This is a genomic window from Nocardiopsis terrae (genome assembly GCF_014651695.1).
Lineage (GTDB): Bacteria > Actinomycetota > Actinomycetes > Streptosporangiales > Streptosporangiaceae > Nocardiopsis > Nocardiopsis terrae.
Genome location: NZ_BMXJ01000009.1, coordinates 199,051 through 220,560 on the forward strand (window position 1 = coordinate 199,051; position 21,510 = coordinate 220,560).

9 protein-coding genes are annotated in these 21,510 nt (G+C 72.4%); 3 read left to right on the forward strand and 6 right to left on the reverse strand.

Annotated features, from left to right (window positions below; translation table 11 throughout):
- Both IE195_RS26370 and IE195_RS24165 read left to right on the forward strand, forming a co-directional pair.
- The coding region (locus tag IE195_RS26370; protein WP_229826421.1) for a glycosyltransferase at window positions 1–473 on the forward strand (473 nt) is incomplete at its 5' end.
- Window positions 474–544: 71 nt separating this feature from the next.
- On the forward strand, window positions 545–1,777 hold the full coding sequence (locus IE195_RS24165; RefSeq protein ID WP_191275618.1) for a class I SAM-dependent methyltransferase: 1,233 nt from the start codon (window positions 545–547) through the stop codon (window positions 1,775–1,777).
- A 28-nt stretch (window positions 1,778–1,805) separates the two neighbouring features.
- Here IE195_RS24165 and IE195_RS24170 read toward each other — a convergent pair whose 3' ends face one another.
- From IE195_RS24170 to IE195_RS24195, 6 genes are all read right to left on the reverse strand, one after another.
- On the reverse strand, window positions 1,806–2,729 hold the full coding sequence (locus IE195_RS24170; RefSeq protein ID WP_191275620.1) for an ornithine carbamoyltransferase: 924 nt from the start codon (window positions 2,727–2,729) through the stop codon (window positions 1,806–1,808).
- A gap of 130 nt (window positions 2,730–2,859) precedes the next feature.
- Window positions 2,860–10,062 carry a non-ribosomal peptide synthetase gene (locus IE195_RS24175; RefSeq protein ID WP_191275622.1) on the reverse strand — a complete coding sequence of 2,401 codons (7,203 nt, stop codon included), beginning with the start codon at window positions 10,060–10,062 and terminating at the stop codon, window positions 2,860–2,862.
- 7 nt (window positions 10,063–10,069) lie between these two features.
- Entirely contained in the window at window positions 10,070–18,217 is an 8,148-nt protein-coding gene (locus IE195_RS24180; protein WP_191275624.1) for a non-ribosomal peptide synthetase, read from the reverse strand.
- A gap of 105 nt (window positions 18,218–18,322) precedes the next feature.
- Window positions 18,323–18,526 carry an MbtH family protein gene (locus IE195_RS24185; protein WP_191275636.1) on the reverse strand — a complete coding sequence of 68 codons (204 nt, stop codon included), beginning with the start codon at window positions 18,524–18,526 and terminating at the stop codon, window positions 18,323–18,325.
- Between the two features lie 108 nt (window positions 18,527–18,634).
- Window positions 18,635–19,633 (reverse strand): 2,3-diaminopropionate biosynthesis protein SbnA, encoded by a 999-nt coding sequence (sbnA, locus tag IE195_RS24190; RefSeq protein WP_191275638.1) that lies wholly within the window; start codon window positions 19,631–19,633, stop codon window positions 18,635–18,637.
- Window positions 19,634–19,697: 64 nt separating this feature from the next.
- Window positions 19,698–20,282 (reverse strand): GNAT family N-acetyltransferase, encoded by a 585-nt coding sequence (locus tag IE195_RS24195; protein ID WP_191275640.1) that lies wholly within the window; start codon window positions 20,280–20,282, stop codon window positions 19,698–19,700.
- A gap of 296 nt (window positions 20,283–20,578) precedes the next feature.
- Here IE195_RS24195 and IE195_RS24200 point away from each other — a divergent pair.
- Window positions 20,579–21,510: nucleotide disphospho-sugar-binding domain-containing protein (locus IE195_RS24200; RefSeq protein WP_229826428.1), on the forward strand; the 932-nt coding region annotated here is incomplete at its 3' end.

Consider the following 21,510-nt stretch of genomic DNA (forward strand, 5'->3'; position numbering starts at 1 on the left):
TGGGTGAGCTGGTGGAGTCGCTCGCGGAACTGGACGCCGAGATCGTGGCAACCGTGGCGGAGAAGGAACAGGACGCCCTCGGAACACTGCCCGACAACGTACGCGTGGAAAGCTTCGTACCCCTGCACGCCCTGCTCCCCCACTGCGACGCCGTCGTCCACCACGGCGGATTCGGCTCCACCTTCACCGCCATCGCCTCAGGCACACCCCAGGTCGCGATCCCCCAACAGTTCGACGCCCAGGCGATCGCTCCCCGCATCGCCGCCCAGGGCGCCGGCATCCACCTGACCACCGCCCAGGCCACCGGCGACCGCGTCCGCGACGCCGTCACACGCCTGCTCACCGACCCCGCCCACACCGCAAGCGCCGGTTCCCTGCGCCGAGCGGCCGAAGCACTGCCCAGCCCGGGCGCACTGGTACCCGCCATCGAGACGGCCGTGTCGCGGTACACGGCCGTCGCACCACACGCCTGACCGCTCACGAGTGCGGCCACCGACCGGGGCGGCGACACACCGCCGCCCCACCGATCAGAAAGTTGCGAGAGTTGACCACCAGAATCTTCTGCCGTGTCTGCGACGGCGACGTCGAGGAGTTCGTCGACTTCGGCCGCCAGCCCGTGTCCAACGCCTTCGTCGTACCGGGAGAGGAGGACTCCGAGTACTTCTTCCCCCTCGCCGTAGGCGCGTGCTCCTCCTGCCACATGGTCCAACTGGTCGAGGAGGTGCCCAGGGAACGGATGTTCCACCAGGACTACCCCTACCTGTCCTCGGGATCGGTGCTCATGCGCAACCACTGGGAGCGCACGGCGAAGTCGTTCCTGTCCACCGAACTCACCGGCGACGACCCCTTCGTCGTGGAACTCGGCTGCAACGACGGGGTCCTCTTGGAGACCATCGCGCACAGCGGTGTACGCCACCTGGGCGTGGAGCCCTCCGGGGGCGTCGCCGACATCGCCGCGGGCAAGGGGATCCGGGTCCGCAAGGATTTCTTCGAGGAGAGCGTCGCCGCCCGGATCAGGGAGCAGGAGGGGCCGGCCGACGTGGTCTTCGCCGCGAACACCCTCTGCCATATCCCCTACATCGGCTCCGTCCTGCGCGGCGTACGCGACCTGCTGTCCGAGAACGGCGTCTTCGTGTTCGAGGACCCCTACCTCGGCGACATCGTGGACCGGACCTCCTTTGACCAGATCTACGACGAGCACTTCTACTTCTTCAGCGCGCACTCGGTCCGGGAGACGGCCCGCCTCCACAGCCTGGAACTGGTCGACGTGGAACGCCTCCCGGTGCACGGGGGCGAGGTCCGCTACACCCTCGCGCCCGCGGGGAGCCGGACCCCGTCCGAGGCCGTCGCCGGGCTGCTCGCGGAGGAGGCGGCCTCCGGCCTCACCCTGCCCGCCACCCTCACGGCGTTCGGAGAGCGCGTCGAGCGGATCCGCGCGGACCTGCGCGCACTGCTCACCCGGCTGCGCGATGAGGGCAGCCGGGTGATGGCCTATGGCGCCACCGCCAAGAGCGCCACGGTCCTCAACCACTGCGGTATCGGACCGGACCTGGTGGAGTGCGTCGTGGACACCACCCCCGCCAAACAGGGCCGACTCACACCCGGGTCGCACATCCCGGTCGTGCCCGCGGACCGGTTCGGCGCCCCCTACCCCGACCACGTGCTGCTGCTGGCGTGGAACCACGCCGAGGAGATCATGGCCAAGGAGGAGGGATTCCGTGCCGCGGGCGGGCAATGGATCACCTATGTGCCCGAGGTGCGGGTGACCGGAAGCTGACGGCTCCGGCCACCGCGAGGACCAGGGCTCAGGACAGGCACCACTCCAGCACTGCCATGGCGCTGTGCAGCTTGTTCTGGGCCTGTTCGAAGGCGATGGAGGAGGGGCCGTCCAGGACCTCGGCGGTCACCTCGTCCCCGCGGTGCGCGGGAAGGTCGTGCAGGAAGACCGCGTCCGGGTAGCGGCCCATCAGGTCCGTGTCCACGGTGAACAGGGAGAACACCTCTCGCCACTCCGGATCGGCCTTGGAGGTGCCGGTCGTCTGCCAGCGCGTGGTGTAGACGGCGTCCACGCGGGCGGGCAGCCCGTGCATGTCGTGACGTTCGACAACGCGGCTCCCGTGCGCCTCGGCCAGCCCCCGCGCTTCGGCGAGCACCGCCGGGTCGAGGCCGTAGCCGGGCGGCGTGCGCAGCTCCAGCTCCGCGCCCCGGAAAAGGGGCAGCGACCGGGCCAGGGCCACAGCCGTGTTGTTGCCCTCCCCCACGTAGAGCACCCGCACGCCGTCGAGGGACGGGAACCGGGTGAGAAGGGTGGTCAGGTCGGCCAGGGCCTGCGTGGGGTGCTCGTCCTCGTTCATCGCGTTGACCACGGCCATGTCCTTCTGCCCGGCAAGCGTCCTCAGCTCGTCGAAGGGGCCGGCGGTGCGGGCCACCAACCCGTCGAGCATGCCGGAGAGCACCCGCGCGGTGTCGGCCACCGTCTCACCGGTGTTCAGCTGCAGGTCGGCCGGGCCATACGGCATCACCTGCGCGCCGAGACGCATCGCGGCCGTTGAGAACGCGGTCCGTGTACGCGTCGAGGTCACGCGGAAGTAGACACCGACGATCCGGCCCCGCAGGGGCGTACCGCACACTCCGGGGTCGGCGGCGATCTCCGTTCCCCGTCGTGCGATGTCGGTGACCTCGGCGACGCTGAGGTCCCTCAGGGACAGCAGGTGTCGGACGTTCGTCATCTGAGCTCCTTCGATCGTGGTCTGTTCGGTGGGGGCCGGGCCGGGGCGCCCGGGGGCGGCGCACCGCCGGGGGCATCCGTCCCCCAGCGGCGCGCCGTGGTTCGGGCGGTGGCCGACCGCGGCCGGCCGGTCAGGATCCGAGGACGTTCTGGAGTACGCGCGCCAGCTCCGCGACGTGCGGCGGCCTGAGCACCCCGAAGTGGTCCCCGGGCACCCGGTGCACGCGGGTGGTACCCGCGATCCGGTCCTTCCAGTGCGCCAGGTAGTCGGCGTAGTCCCGGCCCTCGATCGCGACGTGGCGTTCGGCCACGAGTTCGTCGCCGAGGACCAGGTCGAGGTCGCCCGGGTAGGCCGTGAACCGGTACCGCATACGTGCTTCGAGGAGTTGCCGCCAGGTCGCCAGGCGGGTCCGCCAGGCCGGGCCGACGTCGGCGTCGGTGACGGGGTTGCCGCCGTCGTCCTCGACCACCTCGCGCAGGATCGCGCCGAGCTCGTCACGCAGGGCGGCCTCCTCGGCGGGGTCGCGGGGGAGTTCGAGCCTCCGGCAGACCTCCTCTCCGCGGGTGAGCAGTTCCAGGTCGCGCGGCATGGACAGATAGCCCTCGCCGGAGATGCCCACCGGGTCGAGGAGGATGAGCCGAACGTCCTCCCCCTCCTCCCCGAGGATGCGCGCCATCTCCCAGGCGATCGCGCCCCCGCCGCACCAGCCGAGCAGCCGGTAGGGGCCCACGGGCCGGTCCTGCCGGAGCGCTCGCAGGTACCGGCGGGCGATGCCGGGCACGGTCTCCGCGCCTTCGTCCGACCCCGGCCACTCGAAGGCCGCGAGGGGGCGGCGCCCGGCGAGCTCGTCCGCCAGGGCCCGGTACCAGTGGGAGCTCCCGCCCCCGGGGTGCACGCACACGAGCGGCTCGGTGTCGCCGGAACGGTCGAACCACACGAGCGGCGACCGCTCCCGGACACCGGTGGCGTTGGCCGCGATGGCCGCCACGGTGCGGTGCTCGACGAAGTCGCGCAGCCCCAGTTCGATCCCGGCGCGCTCGCGCAACCCCGCGATGGCGCGCAGGGTCAGCAGGGAGTGCCCGCCCAGCACGAAGAAGTCATCGCGGGCGCCGACGCGGTCGACCCCCAGGACCCGTTGCCACTCCTGGGCGATCGCCGTCTCGACCGTGCCGCGCGGCGGGACGAAATCCGCCTCGGTCCGGGGACGCGCGGTGTCGGGCCTGGGCAGCGCTCCCCGGTCCACCTTGCCGTTGGCAGTGGTCGGGAAGCGCTCCACGAACACGAACACGGCCGGAACCATGTAGTCGGGCAGGGTGCGGGCGGCGAAGGCGCGCAGTCGGTCGGCGGGGACCTCCCCCTGCTCAGCCCTCATGTACGCCACCAGTCGGGGCTGGCCGTCCGGCCCGTCGACCGGGTGCACCACGACGGCGCGCACACCCGGGTGCCCGGCCAGGACCGCCTCGATCTCCCCGGTCTCGATCCGAAAGCCCCGGATCTTGACCTGGTGGTCGTCGCGTCCGAGGATCTCCACCCGCCCGTCGGCGTGGCGGCGGCCGAGGTCGCCGGTGAGGTAGAGGCGTGCGCCGGGTTCAGCGGCCCCCGGGTCGGGGACGAAGCGTTGCGCGGTCAGCGCGGGACGGCCGAGGTAGCCGTCGGCCAGACCCCGTCCGGCGACGCAGACGTGCCCCACCGCGCCCTCCGGCACGGGCCGCAGGTCCTGGGACAACAGCACGACCGCGTCTCCGTCAATTGGCGACCAGGAGGTGGGTGCCCCTGTCCCGTCGTGGGCCGTCACCGACGACCAGACGGTGGTCTCCGTCGGTCCGTACAGGTCCCACAACCCGCCCCCGCTCGCGGCGATCCGGGCCGCTAGGTCAGCGTCCAGGCGTTCGCCCCCGCAGAAGGCCCGGAGCGAGGCCGGGGGCCTCCACCCGGAGTCGAGCAGGCTCCGCCACTGGGTGGGGGTGGCCTGGAGAACGGTGGCCGCTCCGTCCTCCAGCAGTGCCGCGAGGGCGCGGGGATCGCCAGCCTGCTCCTCGTCCGCGAGGAGGACCCGGCCGCCGTGCGTCAGCGGGCCGAACAGCTCCAGGGCCGCGATGTCGAAGGAGACCGTGGTGACCGCCGCGAGGCGGTCGCCGGGCCCGAGCCCTGGGACGCGGCCCATGGAGCCGATCAGGGACGCGAGCGCCCCGTGGCTGATCACCACGCCCTTGGGCCGGCCGGTCGACCCCGACGTGTGGATGACGTACGCGGTGTCGGCCGCGCACACCGGCACCGGTTCGGCGAGCGGGAGGTCGGGGACGAGGTCGGGCGTGACCACCGGGCAGGGCGGGTCGGGGAACCGCCGCGACCGCGCCCGGGGCAGGATCAGCGCCCGCACCGAGGTGTCGCGCAGGATCCAGTCGAGGCGGTCGTCGGGGTGCTCCGGGTCGAGGGGGACATAGCCCGCCCCCGACGCCAGCACGCCGAGCAGGGCCGCAAGCAGTTCGGTGCCGCGGGGAAGGAGAACACCGACGAGGTCGCCCGGGCCGACCTCCTCGTCTCGCAGGTGGCGCGCCCAGGACCTGGCCCGTTCCCACAACCGCGCGTAGGTCAGGTCCCCGTCGGCGCCGGTGACGGCGACCGCGTCCGGCCGCTCCGCCGCGACGCCGGCGACGGCGTCCAGGATCAGGAGCTCCGACGGGCCCGGCACCGGGGGCCGCCGGTCCTCGGCTCCCGCGGGCAGGGGGCACCTGGCCGGTCCGGCCGGGTCGGCCGCCATCGCCTCCAGCGCGGACCGGTACAGCGACGCCAGGTGGCGGAGCCGGTCCGGTCCGATGCGCGTCGCATCGGCGGTGAGCACCAGTTCACCGGGGGCGGTGGTGACGTTCAGCGCGAACTCGTTCGGACTGGCGTCGCGCCCCTCGGAGGTGTCGACCCTCTCCCGGTCGAGCACGTGGAAGTCGAGGTAGTTGAACACCACGTCGAGCAGTCGGTCCCCGACCGCCAGGTCCTGCTGCATGCGTGGGAGCGGGTACCGGCGGTACGGCCACAGGGCGGCCTCCTCGGCGAAGACCTCCCGGACCAGCTCGTGCCAGGAACCGGACGGGTCGGGCGAGCGGAAGGGCACCGTGTTGAGGTACATACCGCGTACCTGGTCGCCGCCCTCCACCTCCGGGCGGCCGTTGCAGACCAGACCGGTGAGGAAGGCGCCCGGACCGTGGACCGCGCTCCACACCGACACGTGGGCGGCGAGCAGCACGCTCTTGAGCGAGGCCCCGGACGAGAGCGCGAGCCTGGTGAGGTCGTCGGCGAGGTCGGAGTAGGCGACGGACACCTCCTCCTGCGCCGGGGAGCCGGGGGCGCCCCACGGCTCGGGGACGGTGAGCCGGTCCGCGGAGCCGATCCGCTCGGCCCAGAAATCCCGGTGGTCCCCGTCCCGCACGCTCAGCCGCTCCTGGGCGATGAAATCGGCGAAGCGCACCCCGGTCGCCGGGGTCCGATCGGGCACGTCTCCGGCGCGCAGCCGCCGGTAGCAGGTGAGAAGCTCTGTGAGAACGGAGTTGTGGCTCCATCCGTCGAGCACCGCGTGGCACTCGGTCAGCGTCAGGTACCACCGGTCATCGGCCACGCGGTGCGCGTGCAGACGGACCAGCGGGGGTTCGGCGAGGTCGAACGGGGAGCGGCGCTCCCGGTCGCCGAAGTCCTCGACCTCGCGTACCCGCGCGTCGGCGTCCAGACCGCGCAGGTCGGTCCAGCCGACCGATGGTTCGGCCCTCTCGTGCACCACCTGGACCCGTTCGCTGAAGGTGGTGAGGTCGAAGGAGGTGCGCAGGACGTCATGCCTGGCCACGACGGTGGCTGTCGCCTCGGCCAGGGCCTTCGGGGAGAAGGGGCCGTCATCGCGGATGAGGTAGGAGGTGACGTTGTGGTAGAGGTTCCGGTCCGGGTCGGCGACCATCTCGTAGACCATGCCCGCCTGAACCAGCGACATCGGGTAGGCGTCGCAGGCCCCGAGCGGGACGCGCGCCCGGTCCTCCTCGTCGAGCAGGGAGAACGGCGCGGTTCCCACGATCTCCGCTGCCCCGGTCCCGTTCCCGGCAGTCAGTTCGGCGACGCTCTGGTGCAGGAACAGGTCGTGCACGGAGTACTCGTATCCGGCCGCTCTCAGGGCTCCGGAGAGCCGGACGGCGCGGATGGAGTCCCCTCCGAGTGCGAAGAAGTTGTCGTGCACGCCGATGGTGTCGATGCCGAGGACCCGTGACCAGATCTCGGCGACGGCGTGCTCCTTCGGACTCCGCGGGGCGAGGTAGCGGGTCTCCTGGTCCGGCCGGGCCTGGTCGGGCACGGGCAGCTTGGCTCGGTCGACCTTGCCGTTGGCCGTCAGCGGAATCTTCGGGACCGCCGTGATCACGGCCGGGACCATGTACCCGGGCAGGGACCGGACGGCATGCGCCCGGACGTCGGCAGGGGTGACCGCTACGCCCTCGGCCGCCTGGACGTAGGCCACCAGCCGGTGTTCGCCGGGCTCCGGCTCGTCCACCACGACCACCGCGCCCGCCACCCCGGGCGCGTCGGCCAGGCACGCGCGCACCTCACCGGTCTCGATCCGAAAGCCCCGGATCTTGACCTGGTCGTCGAACCGGCCCAGGAACTCGATCTCACCGTCGGCGAGGACCCTGGCCTTGTCGCCGGACCGGTACAGGCGGGACCCGGGCGGGCCGTACGGGTCGGGGAGGAAGCGCTCCGCCGTCAGTCGGGGGCGCCGCAGGTAGCCGCGGGTCACCCCGGGGCCGCCGACATGGATCTCACCCGGGACGCCGAGGGGAACCGGGTTCATCGCGGGGTCGAGCACGTGCAGGCTCAGATCGTCGACGGGGCCGCCGATCGGGCTGCGTACCCCGGCGAGGTCGCTCTCGTCCAGGGGCCGGTAAGTCGTGTGGATCGTCGTCTCGGTGATGCCGTACATGTTGACGACGCGCACCTCGGTGTCGCCGAACCTGCGCCACCAGGGGCGCAGCGACCCCACGTCCAGCGCCTCACCGGCCAGGACCACTGTGCGGAGCCGGCACCCGGCCAGCTCCGGGACGTCCTGGCGCGCCAGGTCGACCAGACCGCGAAACGCGGTCGGGGTCTGATTGAGCACGGTGACGCGCTCGCGTACGAGCAGGGCCAGCAGGTCGCGGGGCGAGCGCGAGACCTCGTAGGGGACGATGACGAGGCGGCCGCCGTGCAGGAGCGCGCCCCAGAGCTCCCACACGGAGACGTCGAAGGCGAAGGAGTGGAAGAGCGCCCACACGTCCGATCCGTCGAACCGGTACTCGTGCCCGGTCGCGTTGAACAGGCGGACCACGTTGGCGTGGGTGACCTCGACGCCCTTGGGCAGGCCCGTCGACCCGGACGTGTAGATCACGTACGCGCGGTCATCGGGGTGCACCGGACGGTCCGGGACGGTGGCGGGCAGTGCCTCCACACGCTCGCGTTCCTCCGGGGAGTCCAGGAGCAGGAGGTGGTCGAAGTGGCCGCCGTCGGCCGACAGCGGTTCCGCCAGCGCCTTCTCCGTGAGGACGACGCGGGCGCCCGCGTCCCGGAGCATGTAGGACAGCCGCTCGGCGGGGTGGGCCGGGTCCAGGGGCAGGTACCCGGCACCCGCCTTGAGGACGGCCAGGAGAGCGGGCACCAGCTCCGGTCCGCGCGTCAGGCACACGCCGACCGGATCCTCGCGTCCCACTCCGAGCCCGACCAGCCGCCGGGCCAGCCGGTTGGCGCGGGCGTCGAGCTCGGCGTAGGTGATGTCGGCTCCGGCCACCGTGAGCGCGACGGCCTCCGGCCGCGCCCGCACCTGTTCGGCGAAGCGTTCGTGCAGCGCCGGCCCGCCGGGCACCTCGGCGGCCGGCCCTCTGATCACCTGCCGCAGTTCGTCCTCACCCAGGAGCGGTGCCGTGCCGACCGGTGCGTCCGGCGCGGCGGTGACCGCTTCCAGCAAGCGCACGTAGTGGCCGGTCATGCGCTCGACGGTCGCACGGTCGAACAGCGCGTACGGGAAGGTCGCGGTTCCCGCCATCGACCCGTCCGGCCGCTGTTCCAGCGTCCAGTTCAGGTCCAGCTTGGCGGCCTGCGAGGGGATCGCCCGCTCCTCGCCGGTGAGCGGACCGGCCCCGAAGCGCAGCGGATCGTTGCTCTGCATGACGAAGGCGACCTGGAAGAGGGGATTGCGGGCCAGGTCCCGGTCCGAGACGAGCTCGTTCACCACGCGCTCGAAAGGGACTTCCTGGTGCTCGTAGGCGTCGATCGCGCTCGCCCTGGTGCGGTCCAGGAGGGCGGCGAACGAGGGGTTCCCCGTCAGGTCGGCGCGCAGGGCCAGCATGTTGATGAACGCGCCGACCACCGGCTCCAGCTCGGTCCTGGTCCGTCCCGCGACCGGCGTTCCGACCGCGAAGTCGTGCTGCCCGCTGTAGCGGGACAACAGGGCGTTGAAGGCGGCCAGGTAGGCCATGAACGGGGTGGCTCCGTGCGCGCGGCCGAGCTCCGCCAACCGCTCGGCGAGGTCGGCGGGGACGTCGAACCCGACGGTCGTGCCGGCCGGTTCCCATACCGTGGGCCGCCGCCGGTCGGTGGGGAGTTCGAGCGGGGAAAGGCCGGCGAGCCGGTCCCTCCAGTACTCGGCTCCGGCCCGTGTTCGCTCGTCGAAGGCCGCGGAGCGCTGCCAGTGCGCGTAGTCCGCGTACTGGACCGGCGGCCGTTCCACCGCGGACCCGGAACCGTCGGCGGCGTAGCGGTCCGCCAGGTCCGAGACCATCAGGCCGACCGACCACCCGTCGACGGCGATGTGGTGCACCACGACGGACAGGACGTGCTCGTCGGGTCCGAGCCGCAGCAGCCGTGCGCGCAGGACCGGGCCGGCGGCCAGGTCGAAGGGCCGCGCCGCGTCACCCAGCACGAGTTCGTCGGCGCGGGACCGCGCCTGCGCGGCTCCGAGCCCGGACAGGTCGTCGTATGCGAGCGGAACGGGTCCGGGCCCGTCCACGACCTGCGTCGGGCGGGCGCCGTCCTCGGAGGGGTACCGGGTGCGCAGCACCTCGTTGCGGGCGACCACCCGGGTCAGGGCCCGCTCCATGCGTCGGACGTCGAGCGGCCCGCGCAGGCGCAGCACGATTGGTACCAGGTAGTCGGTCCCTCCGGGCCTGAGCCGGTCCAGGACCCAGAGGCGCTCCTGGGAGAAGGACAGTGGGACCGGCCGGTCGCGCGGGACCGGCCGGACGGCACCGACCGATCCGCCTTCGGCCCGGCGGAGCCGGTCCCGGAGGAGCGCGGCCCCGGCCCTGGGGGTGGTCGTGGGTTCCGGTGCGGTCATGATGTGCTCACCTACTGGGTTCGTGGACCGGTGGGTCGTCTGCGGCGGCCGCGTCCGCGAGCCGCTCCAGGGCCGCCGCCTGGGAGGCGACGGTCGTGGCGTCGAAGAACAGGCGCAGTGGGATGTCCAGTCCGGTGAGGTCCCGGAGACGCACCATGATGCGCGTGGCGAGGATGGAGTGCCCGCCCAGGAGGAAGAAGTCGTCCTCGACCCCGACCCGGGGCCGGTCGAGCACCTGGGCCCAGACGTCGGCGACGGCCTCTTCGACCTCGTCGCGGGGCGCGACGTAGGCGGTGTCGGACTGGAGTTCATCCGGGTCCGGGACCGGCAGGGAGCGCCGGTCGACCTTCTTACTGGAGGTCAGCGGGAGTTCGTCGAGCCTCCGCCAGAGGCCGGGCACCATGTAGTCGGGCAGGCGGCCGAGGAGGAAGGCCCGGAGGTCGGCCACATCGCGCTCGGCACCCGCCTGGGGCACGACATGGCCGACGAGCCGACGTTCCCCGCCGACCACCGGCGCGGTGACCGCGGCGGCGCGGACCGACGGGTGGGCGGCCAGCGCCGCCTCGATCTCGCCGAGCTCGATGCGAAAGCCCCGGATCTTGACCTGGGTGTCGATCCGCCCGAGGAACTCCACGACGCCGTCGTCCCGGTACCGAACGAGGTCCCCGGTCCGGTAGAGGCGGCCGCCGGGCGCCCCGCCGAAGGGGTCGGGGACGAAGCGCTCCGCGGTCGTGGCCGGCCGGGCCAGATACCCGCGGGCCAGGCGCTCCCCGCCCAGGCACAGCTCGCCGGGAACTCCCGCGGGAACAGGCCGGAACGACTCGTCCACGACGTAGACCCGGGTGCCGGGGACCGGAACTCCCAACGGGAGTGCCGCCTCGGAGCGGCCGAGCGCCCCCGGTACGCCGGAAAGGGGGAAGGCCATACAGGTGACCGTCGCCTCCGTGGGCCCGTACGTGGGCAGGAACCGTCCGGGCAGCGCGGCCTCCGACCACAGCCGGGCGTCGTCGGCAGTGACGACATCGCTGCTGACGACGATGAGCCGCAACCCGGCCAGACGGGGGTCGGCGCGGGCGACGTGGTTCATCATCTCCCGGTAGTAGGCGGGCGTGATCTCCATGTGCGTGACGCCGCAACCGCCGAGCAGGTCGGGGAGCCTCTCCGGAGGCGTGAACCCCGGCGGCGCCACGACCACGGTGGCGCCCACCAGCAGGGGTGCGGCGATCTGGTCCATGGACACGTCGAAGGTCAGCGCCGAGAGCAGGATCACGCGGTCCCCCGCACGGATGTCGTAGGCCGCCGCGATGGCACGGCAGTGGTGGGCGTACGCGTGGTGGTCGATCATCACCCCCTTGGGCCGACCCGTGGACCCGGAGGTGTAGATGGCGTAGGCGAGCTGGTCCGGGCCGAAGCGGGCCCCGGCCGGTTCGACGGCTGCTCCGGACCCGGCTCCCCCGGCCTGGACGTCTCCGCCGTCGACCGTAACCACGGTCGTGGGCAGGCCCTGCAGCCGTACGGCGAGGTCCGGACCGGTGACGACCACGGGGGCCGCCAGGTCCGCCACCATGAACGCGGTGCGGTCCACGGGCTGCCCGACGTCGAGCGGCACGTAGGTCCCCCCTGCCCGCAGGACCGCCAACAGGACGACCACCGCCTCCGCGGACCGTTCGAGGTAGACCGCCACCGGCGACTCCCGCCCCACGCCCACGCTCCTCAGGACCTCGGCCACCGCGGCCGAGCGGCGGGATAGCTCCGCGTAGGTGAGGCGGCCCGTCCCCCAGTCCATGGCGATCGTGTCCGGTGTGGCCCGCGCCTGGGCGAGGAACGCCTCATGGACGCACGTATCGGGGAAGGAGGCGTCACGGCCGCTCCACTCCGTGAGGACCCGGTGCCGCTCGGCCGCAGTGAGCATGTCGAGCTCCCGGACCCCGGACTCGGGGTCCTCGGCCGCGCTCTCGGCCAGGCGCACGAAGTGGCGGGCCATCCCGCGGACCGTGGCCGCGTCGAAGAGCGCCGTGGCGTACTCGAACCGGGCGCGGTAGGAGCCGTCGGGCTCGGCCACCAGGCTCAGCGTCAGGTCGAACTTGGCCGTCGTCCGCTCGGCGCCGATCCGGCGCACCTGCAGTCCGGGCAGGGCCGACTCGTCGGCAGCGGCGGACTCCCGCAGCTCGAACATGACGTCGAAGAGGGGGTTGCGCGCCTGGTCGCGCTCGGGCGCCAGCTCCTCCACGAGCCGCTCGAAGGCGAGTCCCGCGTGGTCGTAGGCGTCCAGGGCCGCGGCGCGCACACCCCGCACCAGATCGCGGAACGAGTGGGGGGAGGCCGTGTCGACCCGCATGACCAGGGTGTTGACGAAGAGTCCCACCAGGTCGTCGGTAACGCGCCCGTCCCGCCCGGAGACCGGGGTGCCGACCGCGACGTCGGTGTCGCGCGTGTAGCGCGACATCAGCAGGGCGAACAGTCCCAGGAAGGCCATGAACGCGGTCGCGCCTCCCTCCCTGCCCACGGCCGTCACCGCAGAGGCCGTCTCCACCGGGATCCGGAAGTCGACCACGGCGCCGGACGTGTCACGGACCCGGGGCCGTGGCCGGTCCGTGAGGAGCTCCAGGGGCCGCACCCCGGCCAGCTTCTCCCGCCAGTAGTCCAGGTCGTGCCGGAACTCGTCCGCGTCCGCGGCGCGCCGTTCCCGGACCGTGTGCGCGGCGTACGTGGTCGGGAGGGGCTCGAAACGGGGCGCCTCCCCCCGGACGCGCGCCGCGTAGGCCGTTCCGAGGTCCTGGGCGAGAACCTCCTCCGACCGCGCGTCGCAGGCGATGTGGTGCAGTACGACGACCAGGGCGTGCTCCTGGCCGGAGGACCGGAGCAGGTACGGGGCGAACGGGGCCCTGGTGGCGAGGTCGAACGGACGGTCGGCGAGGTCGCGGACGGCCTCGCCCAGATCCCGGCCCCCCAGTTCGGTCATTGGCAGGCGGAGGCCGTCCGCCGGTTCGACGGCCTGCACCGGTGAGCCGTCGGGGCCGGTCGGGTAGTGCGTCCGCAGCACCGGGTGGCGCTCCACGACGTCGGAGAGCGCGCTTTCCAAGGCCGTGCGGTCGAGCGGGCCGCGGATCGCCAGGCCCCAGGTGACGTTGTACTCCGTGCTCCCGGGATCCAGCTCGTCGAGGAACCACATCCGCAACTGGGCGAAGGACAGCGGCAGGGGCCCGGCGGGCTCCGGCCCGCCCTCCTCCCGTGTTCCGGGCTCCCCCGGCCGACCGGTGCCCTCCGCCAGACCGTCCAATCGGGAGGCCAGGGCAGCGACCGTGCGGTCCTCGAAGACCGCGCGCACGGGTACCCGGACCTCCAGGAGATCCGTGAGCGCGCCCGCCACACGGGTCACGAGCAGGGAGTGGCCGCCCAGCGCGAAGAAGTCGTCCTCGACCCCCACGTCGTCCCGTTCCAGGACCCGGCACCACTCATCGGCGATCACCTGTTCCAACTCGGTCCTGGGCGCTACGCGCGCCGCCCTCGCGAGTGACCCGCCACGGATCGGAAGGGCCGCGCGGTCCACCTTTCCGCTGGCCGTCACCGGCAGCCGGGGCATCGACACGTAGACCGAGGGCGACCACGGGCCCGGCAGCCGCTCGGCCACCCACCCGCGCAGCCCCGCCTCAGACGCCTCCCCGTCCACGGGGACGACGTAGGCGACCAGGCGCCGCTGTCCGTCCGGCCCAGGGCGCGCGGCCACGGCCGCGGCGGCGACCGCCGGGCAGGCCTGTAGGACGGCCTCCACCTCGCCCGGTTCGATCCGCACCCCACGCACCTTGACCTGGTCGTCGACCCTGCCCAGGAACTCCAGTTCCCCGTCGGCGCGCAGGCGCACGAGGTCGCCGGTCCGGTACATCCGGGTGCCCGCTGGGCCGTGCGGGTCCGGCACGAAGCGCTCCGCCGTGAGCCGGGGCCTCCCCAGGTATCCCCGGGCCAGCCCCTCCCCCGCGACGTACAACTCTCCGGGAACGCCAGCGGGCACGGGCTCGGCGCCGGGGCCGAGCACCATGGCGCGCGTGTTGTCGAGGGCGCACCCGATCGGCACGGCCGGCCCGGGGTCTCCCCCGTAGCGGTGGTAGGTGGCGTCGATCGAGCACTCGGTCGGACCGTAGGTGTTGACGACCCCGGCTCCCGACCGCTCGGCCAGCCGCCGGGCCAGCCCAGTCGTCAGGGGCTCCCCCGCGGAGAAGACCAGGCGCAGGTCCGGGCACTGGTCGAACCCTCTCTCCTCCGCGACCAGGCGCAGGAACGAGGGCACACCCTGCAGAACGGTGATCCGCCCGTCGCGGAGCGCCGCCACGACGGCGGCCGGATCGCGTTCGGCCCCGGGCTCGGCGAGGACGACCGTTCCCCCGCACACCAGCGGGGCCAGGACCTCCCACGCCATCGCGTCGAAGGTGACGGCGGTCTTCTGGAGGACGCGGTCGCCGGGGCCGAGCCCGAACCGCTCCACCGCCCACAGGACGCGGTTGAGGATGCCTCGGTGCGGCACGGCGACCCCCTTGGGCCTGCCGGTGGAGCCCGAGGTGTACACGACATAGGCCAACGCCTCGGGGTCGGTGGGCACGGGCGCGGCCACCGCGTCTCCGGGCCCGTCGGAGTCCTGGTCCAGGCGCAGGAGCGGGACGTCCGGCGGGAGCGCTCCGGCACCCTCGGCGTCCGTCACCACGAGCCGGACCGCGGCGTCCTGGACGGCGTGGGCCAAGCGGCCGGCCGGATGGTCGGGGTCGAGCGGCAGATAGGCGGCCCCGGCCCGCAGGATCGCGAGCAGGGTGGTCACGAGGTCGGGGCACCGGTGAAGGCAGACGCCGACGACGTCGCCGCGCACCACACCCCGTCGTCGCAGCACCCGGGCGCACCGGTCCGCGGCCCGGTCCAGCCCGGCAAAGGTGAGGGTCCCTCCCGCGCCCTCCACGGCAACGGCATCGGGGGTGCGCGCGGCCTGGTCGGCGACCAGCTCGGGCAGCCCCGGGCCCGGGCGCTCCCGGTACGGTCCGCGCGCGGAGTCCAACAGGGCGCGCCGCTCCTCGGGGGCCAGGACCGCCAACCGCTCCAGCGAGGTTTCCGGGGAGCGGACCGCGTGCTCCAGAATCCGGAGGTAGTGGTCGGCCATGGTCCGCACGGTCGTGTGGTCGAACAGGGCGGCCGCGTACGTGAGGCGGCCGCGCACCGAGCCGTCGGCGGCGGGGGTGAACTCCACGGTCAGGTCAAACCGCGCCGCCTCCCCCTCGACGTCCTCCCGCTCGATGTCCAGCCCCGGGAGCGCGAAACGCTCCTTGCCACCCTCCTGGAACACGAACATCACCTGGAACAGGGGGTTTCTGGTGATGTCGCGCTCGGGGGCGACCGCCTCGACGACTCGGTCGAAGGGGACCCCCTCGTGCGCGTAGGCGTTGACGGCCGTCTCGCGGACCCGGTCCAGGATCCCTGTGAACTCCGGGTCACCGGACACGTCGGTCCGCATCACGGCGGTGTTGGCCAGGAAGCCGACCAGGTCCTCGGTCCCCGGGGCGGTCCGGCCGGAGACGGGGACGCCCACCGCCAGGTCGGTGCGCCCGGTACGCCGGAACGTCAGTGCGTACCAACCCGCGAGGTAGGCCATGAACGGAGTCGTCCTGCGACCCACAGCCAGTGCGCGGAGCCGCTCCGCGAGACGGGCCGGGATCGTGAACCGGTGCGTGGCCCCCCGGGTGTCGCGTGTGCGGGTGCGGGGGCGGTCGGTGTGCAGCTCGGCGACCTCCAGGCCGGAGAGCCGGTTCCGCCAGTACTCCAGGTCGTCCTCGGCACCCGCTCCCTGCAGGTGCTCTCTCTGCCAGTGCGCGTAGTCGCGGTAGGTCACCGCGGCCGGTGCCGGAACCCCGGCCCTGTCGGTGTTCCCCGCGAGGTGGTCGGCGAGTTCCTCCGTGATCAGACCCGTGGACCACCCGTCGGTGGCGATGTGGTGGACCACGAGCACGAGGACGTGCTCTCGCGCGTCCACCCGCACGAGCCGGGCGCGCAGCACCGGCCCCGCGGCGAGGTCGACCGGCCGAGAGAGCTCCTCCTCGACCACCGCGTCCGGCTCGGCGTCCTCCACCACTGCCTCCACCGGGAAGGGCGGATCAACGACCTGGACGGGGTCGCCCGCCGGGTCGGTGCGGTAGCGGGTGCGCAGGACCTCGTGCCGGGCGACCAGGCGGGTGAGCGCGTGCGAGAGGGCCCCTGGGTCGAGCTCGCCGCGCAACCGCAGGACGACCGGGACCAGGTACTCGGTTCCCCCCGGGTGGAGCCGGTCCAGGAACCAGAGCCGCCGCTGCGTCGCCGAGAGCGGTGCGGGGCCGGAACCGGGCGCCGGGGCCGGAACGGACGCTGACCGGTCGGGTTCGGCACCCTCGACCAGATCGGCCAGTGCCGCGACCGTCCCCGCGGACAGGACGTCGCCCGCCGAGATCCGGACACCGGTCTCGCGTGCGAGTCCGCCGGCGACCCGGGCCGCGGGCAGGGACCGCCCGCCGAGCTCCACGAAGTCGTCGTCCCTGCCGACGGAGTCCAGTCCCAGGACCTCCCGCCAAAGTGCGGCGACCCGCTCCTCCAGCGGGCCCCGCGGCGGCTCCGTACCCCGCCCGAGCCGCTGGGCCCGCGGCAGCGCGGCGCGGTCGAGCTTGCCGTTGGGCAGCAGCGGCAGCTCCGGCACCACCGACCAGAGCACGGGAACCGCCGCGCCCGGCAGCCGCTCGGCCAGGTGGGCCCTCAGCTCGCGCGGGTCGATACCGCCCGCCTTCGGAACGGCGTGCACGGCCAGTTCGGTGCGGCCGTCCACGGTCACTGCCGCCACCGCCGCGGCGCGCACCGCCGGATGCTCGCGGACCAGAGCCTCGACCTCACCGGGTTCGATCCGGTACCCGTCGATCTTGACCTGGTCGTCGATCCGGTGCAGGAACTCCAGCTCCCCTTGGGGCAGCCTGCGCACCACATCGCCCGTGCGGTACATGCGGGCGCCGGGAGGCCCCTGCGGGTCCGGAAGAAAGCGCTCTCCGGTCAGTGCCGGGGCACCGACGTACCCGCGCGCCACCCCGGGCCCTGCCACGTAGAGTTCGCCCGGCTCCCCGTCGGCGACGGGTTCCAGGGCGGCGTCCAGGACATGGAGGACGGCGCCCGCGATCGGACGGCCGATGGGTACCGGGCCGTCCGGTAGGTCGCCCGCGCGGACGGTGTGGGCGCAGCAGGCCACGGTGGTCTCGCTCGGGCCGTAGCTGTTGACCACGACCGTGTCCGGCGCGGCCCGGCGCCACGGGTCGAGCTGCTCTCCGAGGAGCCTCTCGCCGCCCACGACGAGGCTGTGCGCCATGGACTCCGCCGCCGCCCCGGTGGCCGCCAGGGCGTCCAGATGGCTGGGGGTCAACTTGACCAGGCCGTGGGTTCGGTCGCCGAGCGTCCGCACCAGCGGTTCCACACCCTCTCCGTCGACGACCGTGACGGCGCCGCCCTCCACCAGGACGGGGTAGAGGCCGGTCAGCGCGAGGTCGAACGCGACGGAGGTGTGCAGCGGCGCTCCCCGCTCCGCCCCCAGGGTCCGCGCGGCCCACAGGGAGTACCGGGACAGGCCCTCGTGCGGGACCATGACGCCCTTGGGACGGCCGGTGGACCCGGAGGTGTAGACGACGTAGGCCAGGTCGGCCGGGTCGACGGACACCGGCGGGGCGGTCGGGGCCAGGGCGGCCACGCGCTCCCGCTCTACGGGGTCGTCCATCTCCAGGGTCTCGGTCGCGTCGGGCCGGTACCCCCCGGCGGTGGTCACCAGGAGGACGGCACCGGTCTCTCGTACCGCCCACTCCGCCCGGCTCTCCGGGTGCGCGGGGTCGAGCGGAACATAGGCGGCCCCCGTCTTGAGCACGGCCAGCAGGCAGACCACGAGGTCGGGGGTACGGGGGAGCCGGACCGCGACGCGGCGGCCCGGCCCCGCACCGCGCTCCCTCAGCCGGTGGGCGAGGCGATTGGCCGACTCGTCGAGACGGCGGTAGGTGAACCCGGCCCCGTCCCCGCGCACGGCGGGGGCGTCCGGTACCAGCGCCGCCCGCTCGGCGAACAGTTCGTGGACCGGGGGGACCGGACCGGCGTGCCTCTCGGCCGCGCCGGAAAGAGTGCTCATCATGAACCTCCGAGGACACCCCGGCCTTCCGACCGGGGTCGAGTCGGGCCCCTGCTGGGGCAGGGCTGGTGAGGACGGCCCCAAGGCGGTCCGCCGTCGTACTTGTCAGGCGTGGTCGGCGGCCATCCGCTCACGGAGGCTGCGGGGGCGCATGTCGGTCCAGACCCGCTCGATGCGGTCGAGGCACTCCTCACGGGTCCCCCGGGTCCCCTCACGTGACCACCCGTCGGGCAGGTCGCGGTCGGCCGGCCACAGGGAGTACTGCTCTTCGTGGTTGACGACGACGTCGTACTCTTCGGCAGAGAACACGGTGCTCCTCGTTCCTTTGTCGGTCGCGGGCGTCCTGGACGTGCACGGATCCTCGGTGCCCCCGGTGCCGCCGCGACCCGCCCGCCGGTCCCGGCACCCGGGCGCCCGTCAGCTGGCGGCCGCCTTCCACAGGTGCTCGACATCGCCGAACTGAGCGCGGACCCAGCCGTCGTCGTAGATGGTGTCCACGTAGCGCTCGCCCCGGTCGGGAAGCACGACCACGCAGGTCTCACCGGCCCCGATCGAGGGCGCGGTGCGTTCGAGCGCGGTGATGATCGCCCCGGAGGAGCCGCCCGCGAGGATCGCCTCGGAGCCGATGAGCCGTCGGCACCCGACCACGCAGTCCAGGTCGCTGACGTGGACGACGGTGTCGGCCAGCCCCTGCCGGTACAGACCGGGGACGACGGCCGCCCCGTGCCCGGGGATGAGACGGCGCCCGGGCGGGCATCCGAAGATCGCGCTGCCCTCGGCGTCGACCGCGGTGACCCTCGTCCGGGGGCTGTGCTCTCGCAGGTAGTCGACGCAACCGCTGATCGTTCCGCACGAACTGGTCGCGACGTAGAGGTGGTCGACCCGCCCTCCGGCCTGTTCGAGGATCTCCCGCATCGTCGTCCGGTGCGCCTCGGCGTTGAGCGGGTTGGCATACTGGTTGGGCCAGTACGCGTGGGCGGTGCTGTTCGTGATGTGACGCACGCGGGCGATGCGGGCCGCCAGGTAATCACCGGTCGCCGGGGCCTTCTCGGTGACGATGTCGACCTCGGTGCCGTAGGCGCGGAGCACTGCGATGTTCTGGCTGGTGGTCTTGGCGTCGACCACGCAGATGAACCGCACCCCGTACCAGCGGCAGATCTGGGCCATGCCGATGGCCAGGTTGCCCGAGCTGGACTCGACGACGACCGACCGGCCGGGCATGAGCGTGCCGTCCCTGAGCTTGCCCACCAGCATGTTCAGGGCCGCACGGTCCTTGATACTGCCTCCGGGGTTCATCCCCTCGACCTTGGCGAGGACCCGGAACGGTGCGTTCGAGAAAAGGTGGACGAGGCTCACCAGCGGGGTTCCACCGACCGCCGAGAGAATTCCGGTGTTCGGGTTTTCAACCACGCCCATCACGCTTTCTCCCCTCGCTTTCCCAGGACCATGTGACCAATCACTACACACCGTGCGCCGCCGCTCACTCGAAGACTTCACGAACTTTCCTGGGGATGTTTCTCCCCGCCCGGCCATTGACGATGTGTTTGTCGATGAAATCGGGGACACCCCACTCGATCCAGTCCTCCCGCATGATGGAGTAGACATACACGTCCCACAACTTCCCACAGAAGTAGAAATGGTCACGGAGGACGGCCTCCGGCTCCGATTTCTCCACCTGCGGACCGAAGTTAGAAATGGTCGCCTTGGTCGTGCGTATGTAGACCTTGCGGATGTTCCACATAGCGAACGCGTAGTTGATCGTCATCATGGCGGCCTCGCCACCCAGGCCGAGGTTCTCCTTGGTGACGTCGGTGTAGAGGCCGACCTGGACGTGACCGGCGGCCTCGTTCAGCTCGTGCAGGGTCGTGAAACCGACCGTCTCCCCGGTGGCTCTCGACTCCATCAGGAAGTAGGCGCGGATGTCGGACTTCTCGTGTTCGGCGAGATAGGCGTCAATACCGCCGAGGCTTTCCACACCACCGGTCAGCAGGATCTGGAAAGTCTCGGCCGAGGCGGTGGAGGGGACCAGCCTGAGTCGGCGCGACTCCACGTGAGGAAACAGCAAGGCGCCACTCCGTTCTCTGTCGATTGATGCAGTAGGTACGCCCCGGGCACCGTGTGCACTCAGCCGACGGGGCGGAGTCGGTGTGGGATCGGAACGAACCTAAACCACTGCACACGGGGGGTCAATATTGATTCATAGCGACATCGTCCCGCCGGCGAGACAGGACATGATCACATCAGGGTTGCACCAGAAATCCAAAGGGACCACTCTGATTCCGGACCAGTCGACTTTGGAAATCGGAGATATCCGTGAGAATTCTGTTCGTATCCCGGGCCGAGCGGACGCATTTCCTGAGCATGGTGCCCTTGGCTTGGGCACTGCGCACCGCAGGCCACGAGGTCCGCGTCGCCAGCCAGCCGGAACTGGTCGACGTCGTGACCACAGCGGGGCTGTCCGCCGTTCCGGTCGGCAGGGACCACGATTTCTGGCGCCTGCTCGACGTGTTCCCCGCACGACAGCACAAGGCTCGGGCCGGCCAGTCCGTCCCCTTCGACGCTGTCGACCTCCCGGAGGAGGAGGTGTCCTGGGAGTACCTGCGCGACGGCTACCGCAAGGTCGTCCCCTGGTGGTTCAGGCTCGTCAACGAGCCCATGGTCGACGACCTGGTCGACTTCTGCCGTGCGTGGCGGCCCGACCTGGTGATCTGGGAACCGGGGACCTTCGCGGCGCCGATCGCGGCCGAGGCCGTGGGCGCCGCCCACGCGCGGATCACGTGCGGAGCCGACCTCTACGGGTGGGTGCGGCGGATGTTCACCGACCGCCTGGGCCAGCTCCCCGAGCAGGACCGCGAGGACCCCCTCGCCGACTGGCTCAGCCGGGTCGCCGAACGCCACGGCGTCGCCTTCGACGAGACCATGACCCACGGCCACTTCACCATCGACCAGCTCCCGCCCTCCCTGCGCCTCGAAACTCGGGGACTGCGCTACCTCGCCATGCGCCACATCCCCTACAACGGGCGGTCGGTCACCCCGCCGTGGCTGTGGGCACCGCCAGAACGCCCCCGCGTCTGCCTCACCCTCGGACTGACCGACAGCGAACGCTTCGGCGGCTACTCGGTGTCGGTGGGTGAGCTGGTGGAGTCGCTCGCGGAACTGGACGCCGAGATCGTGGCGACCGTGGCGGAGAAGGAACAGGACGCCCTCGGAACACTGCCCGACAACGTACGCGTGGAAAGCTTCGTGCCCCTGCACGCCCTGCTCCCCCACTGCGACGCCGTCGTCCACCACGG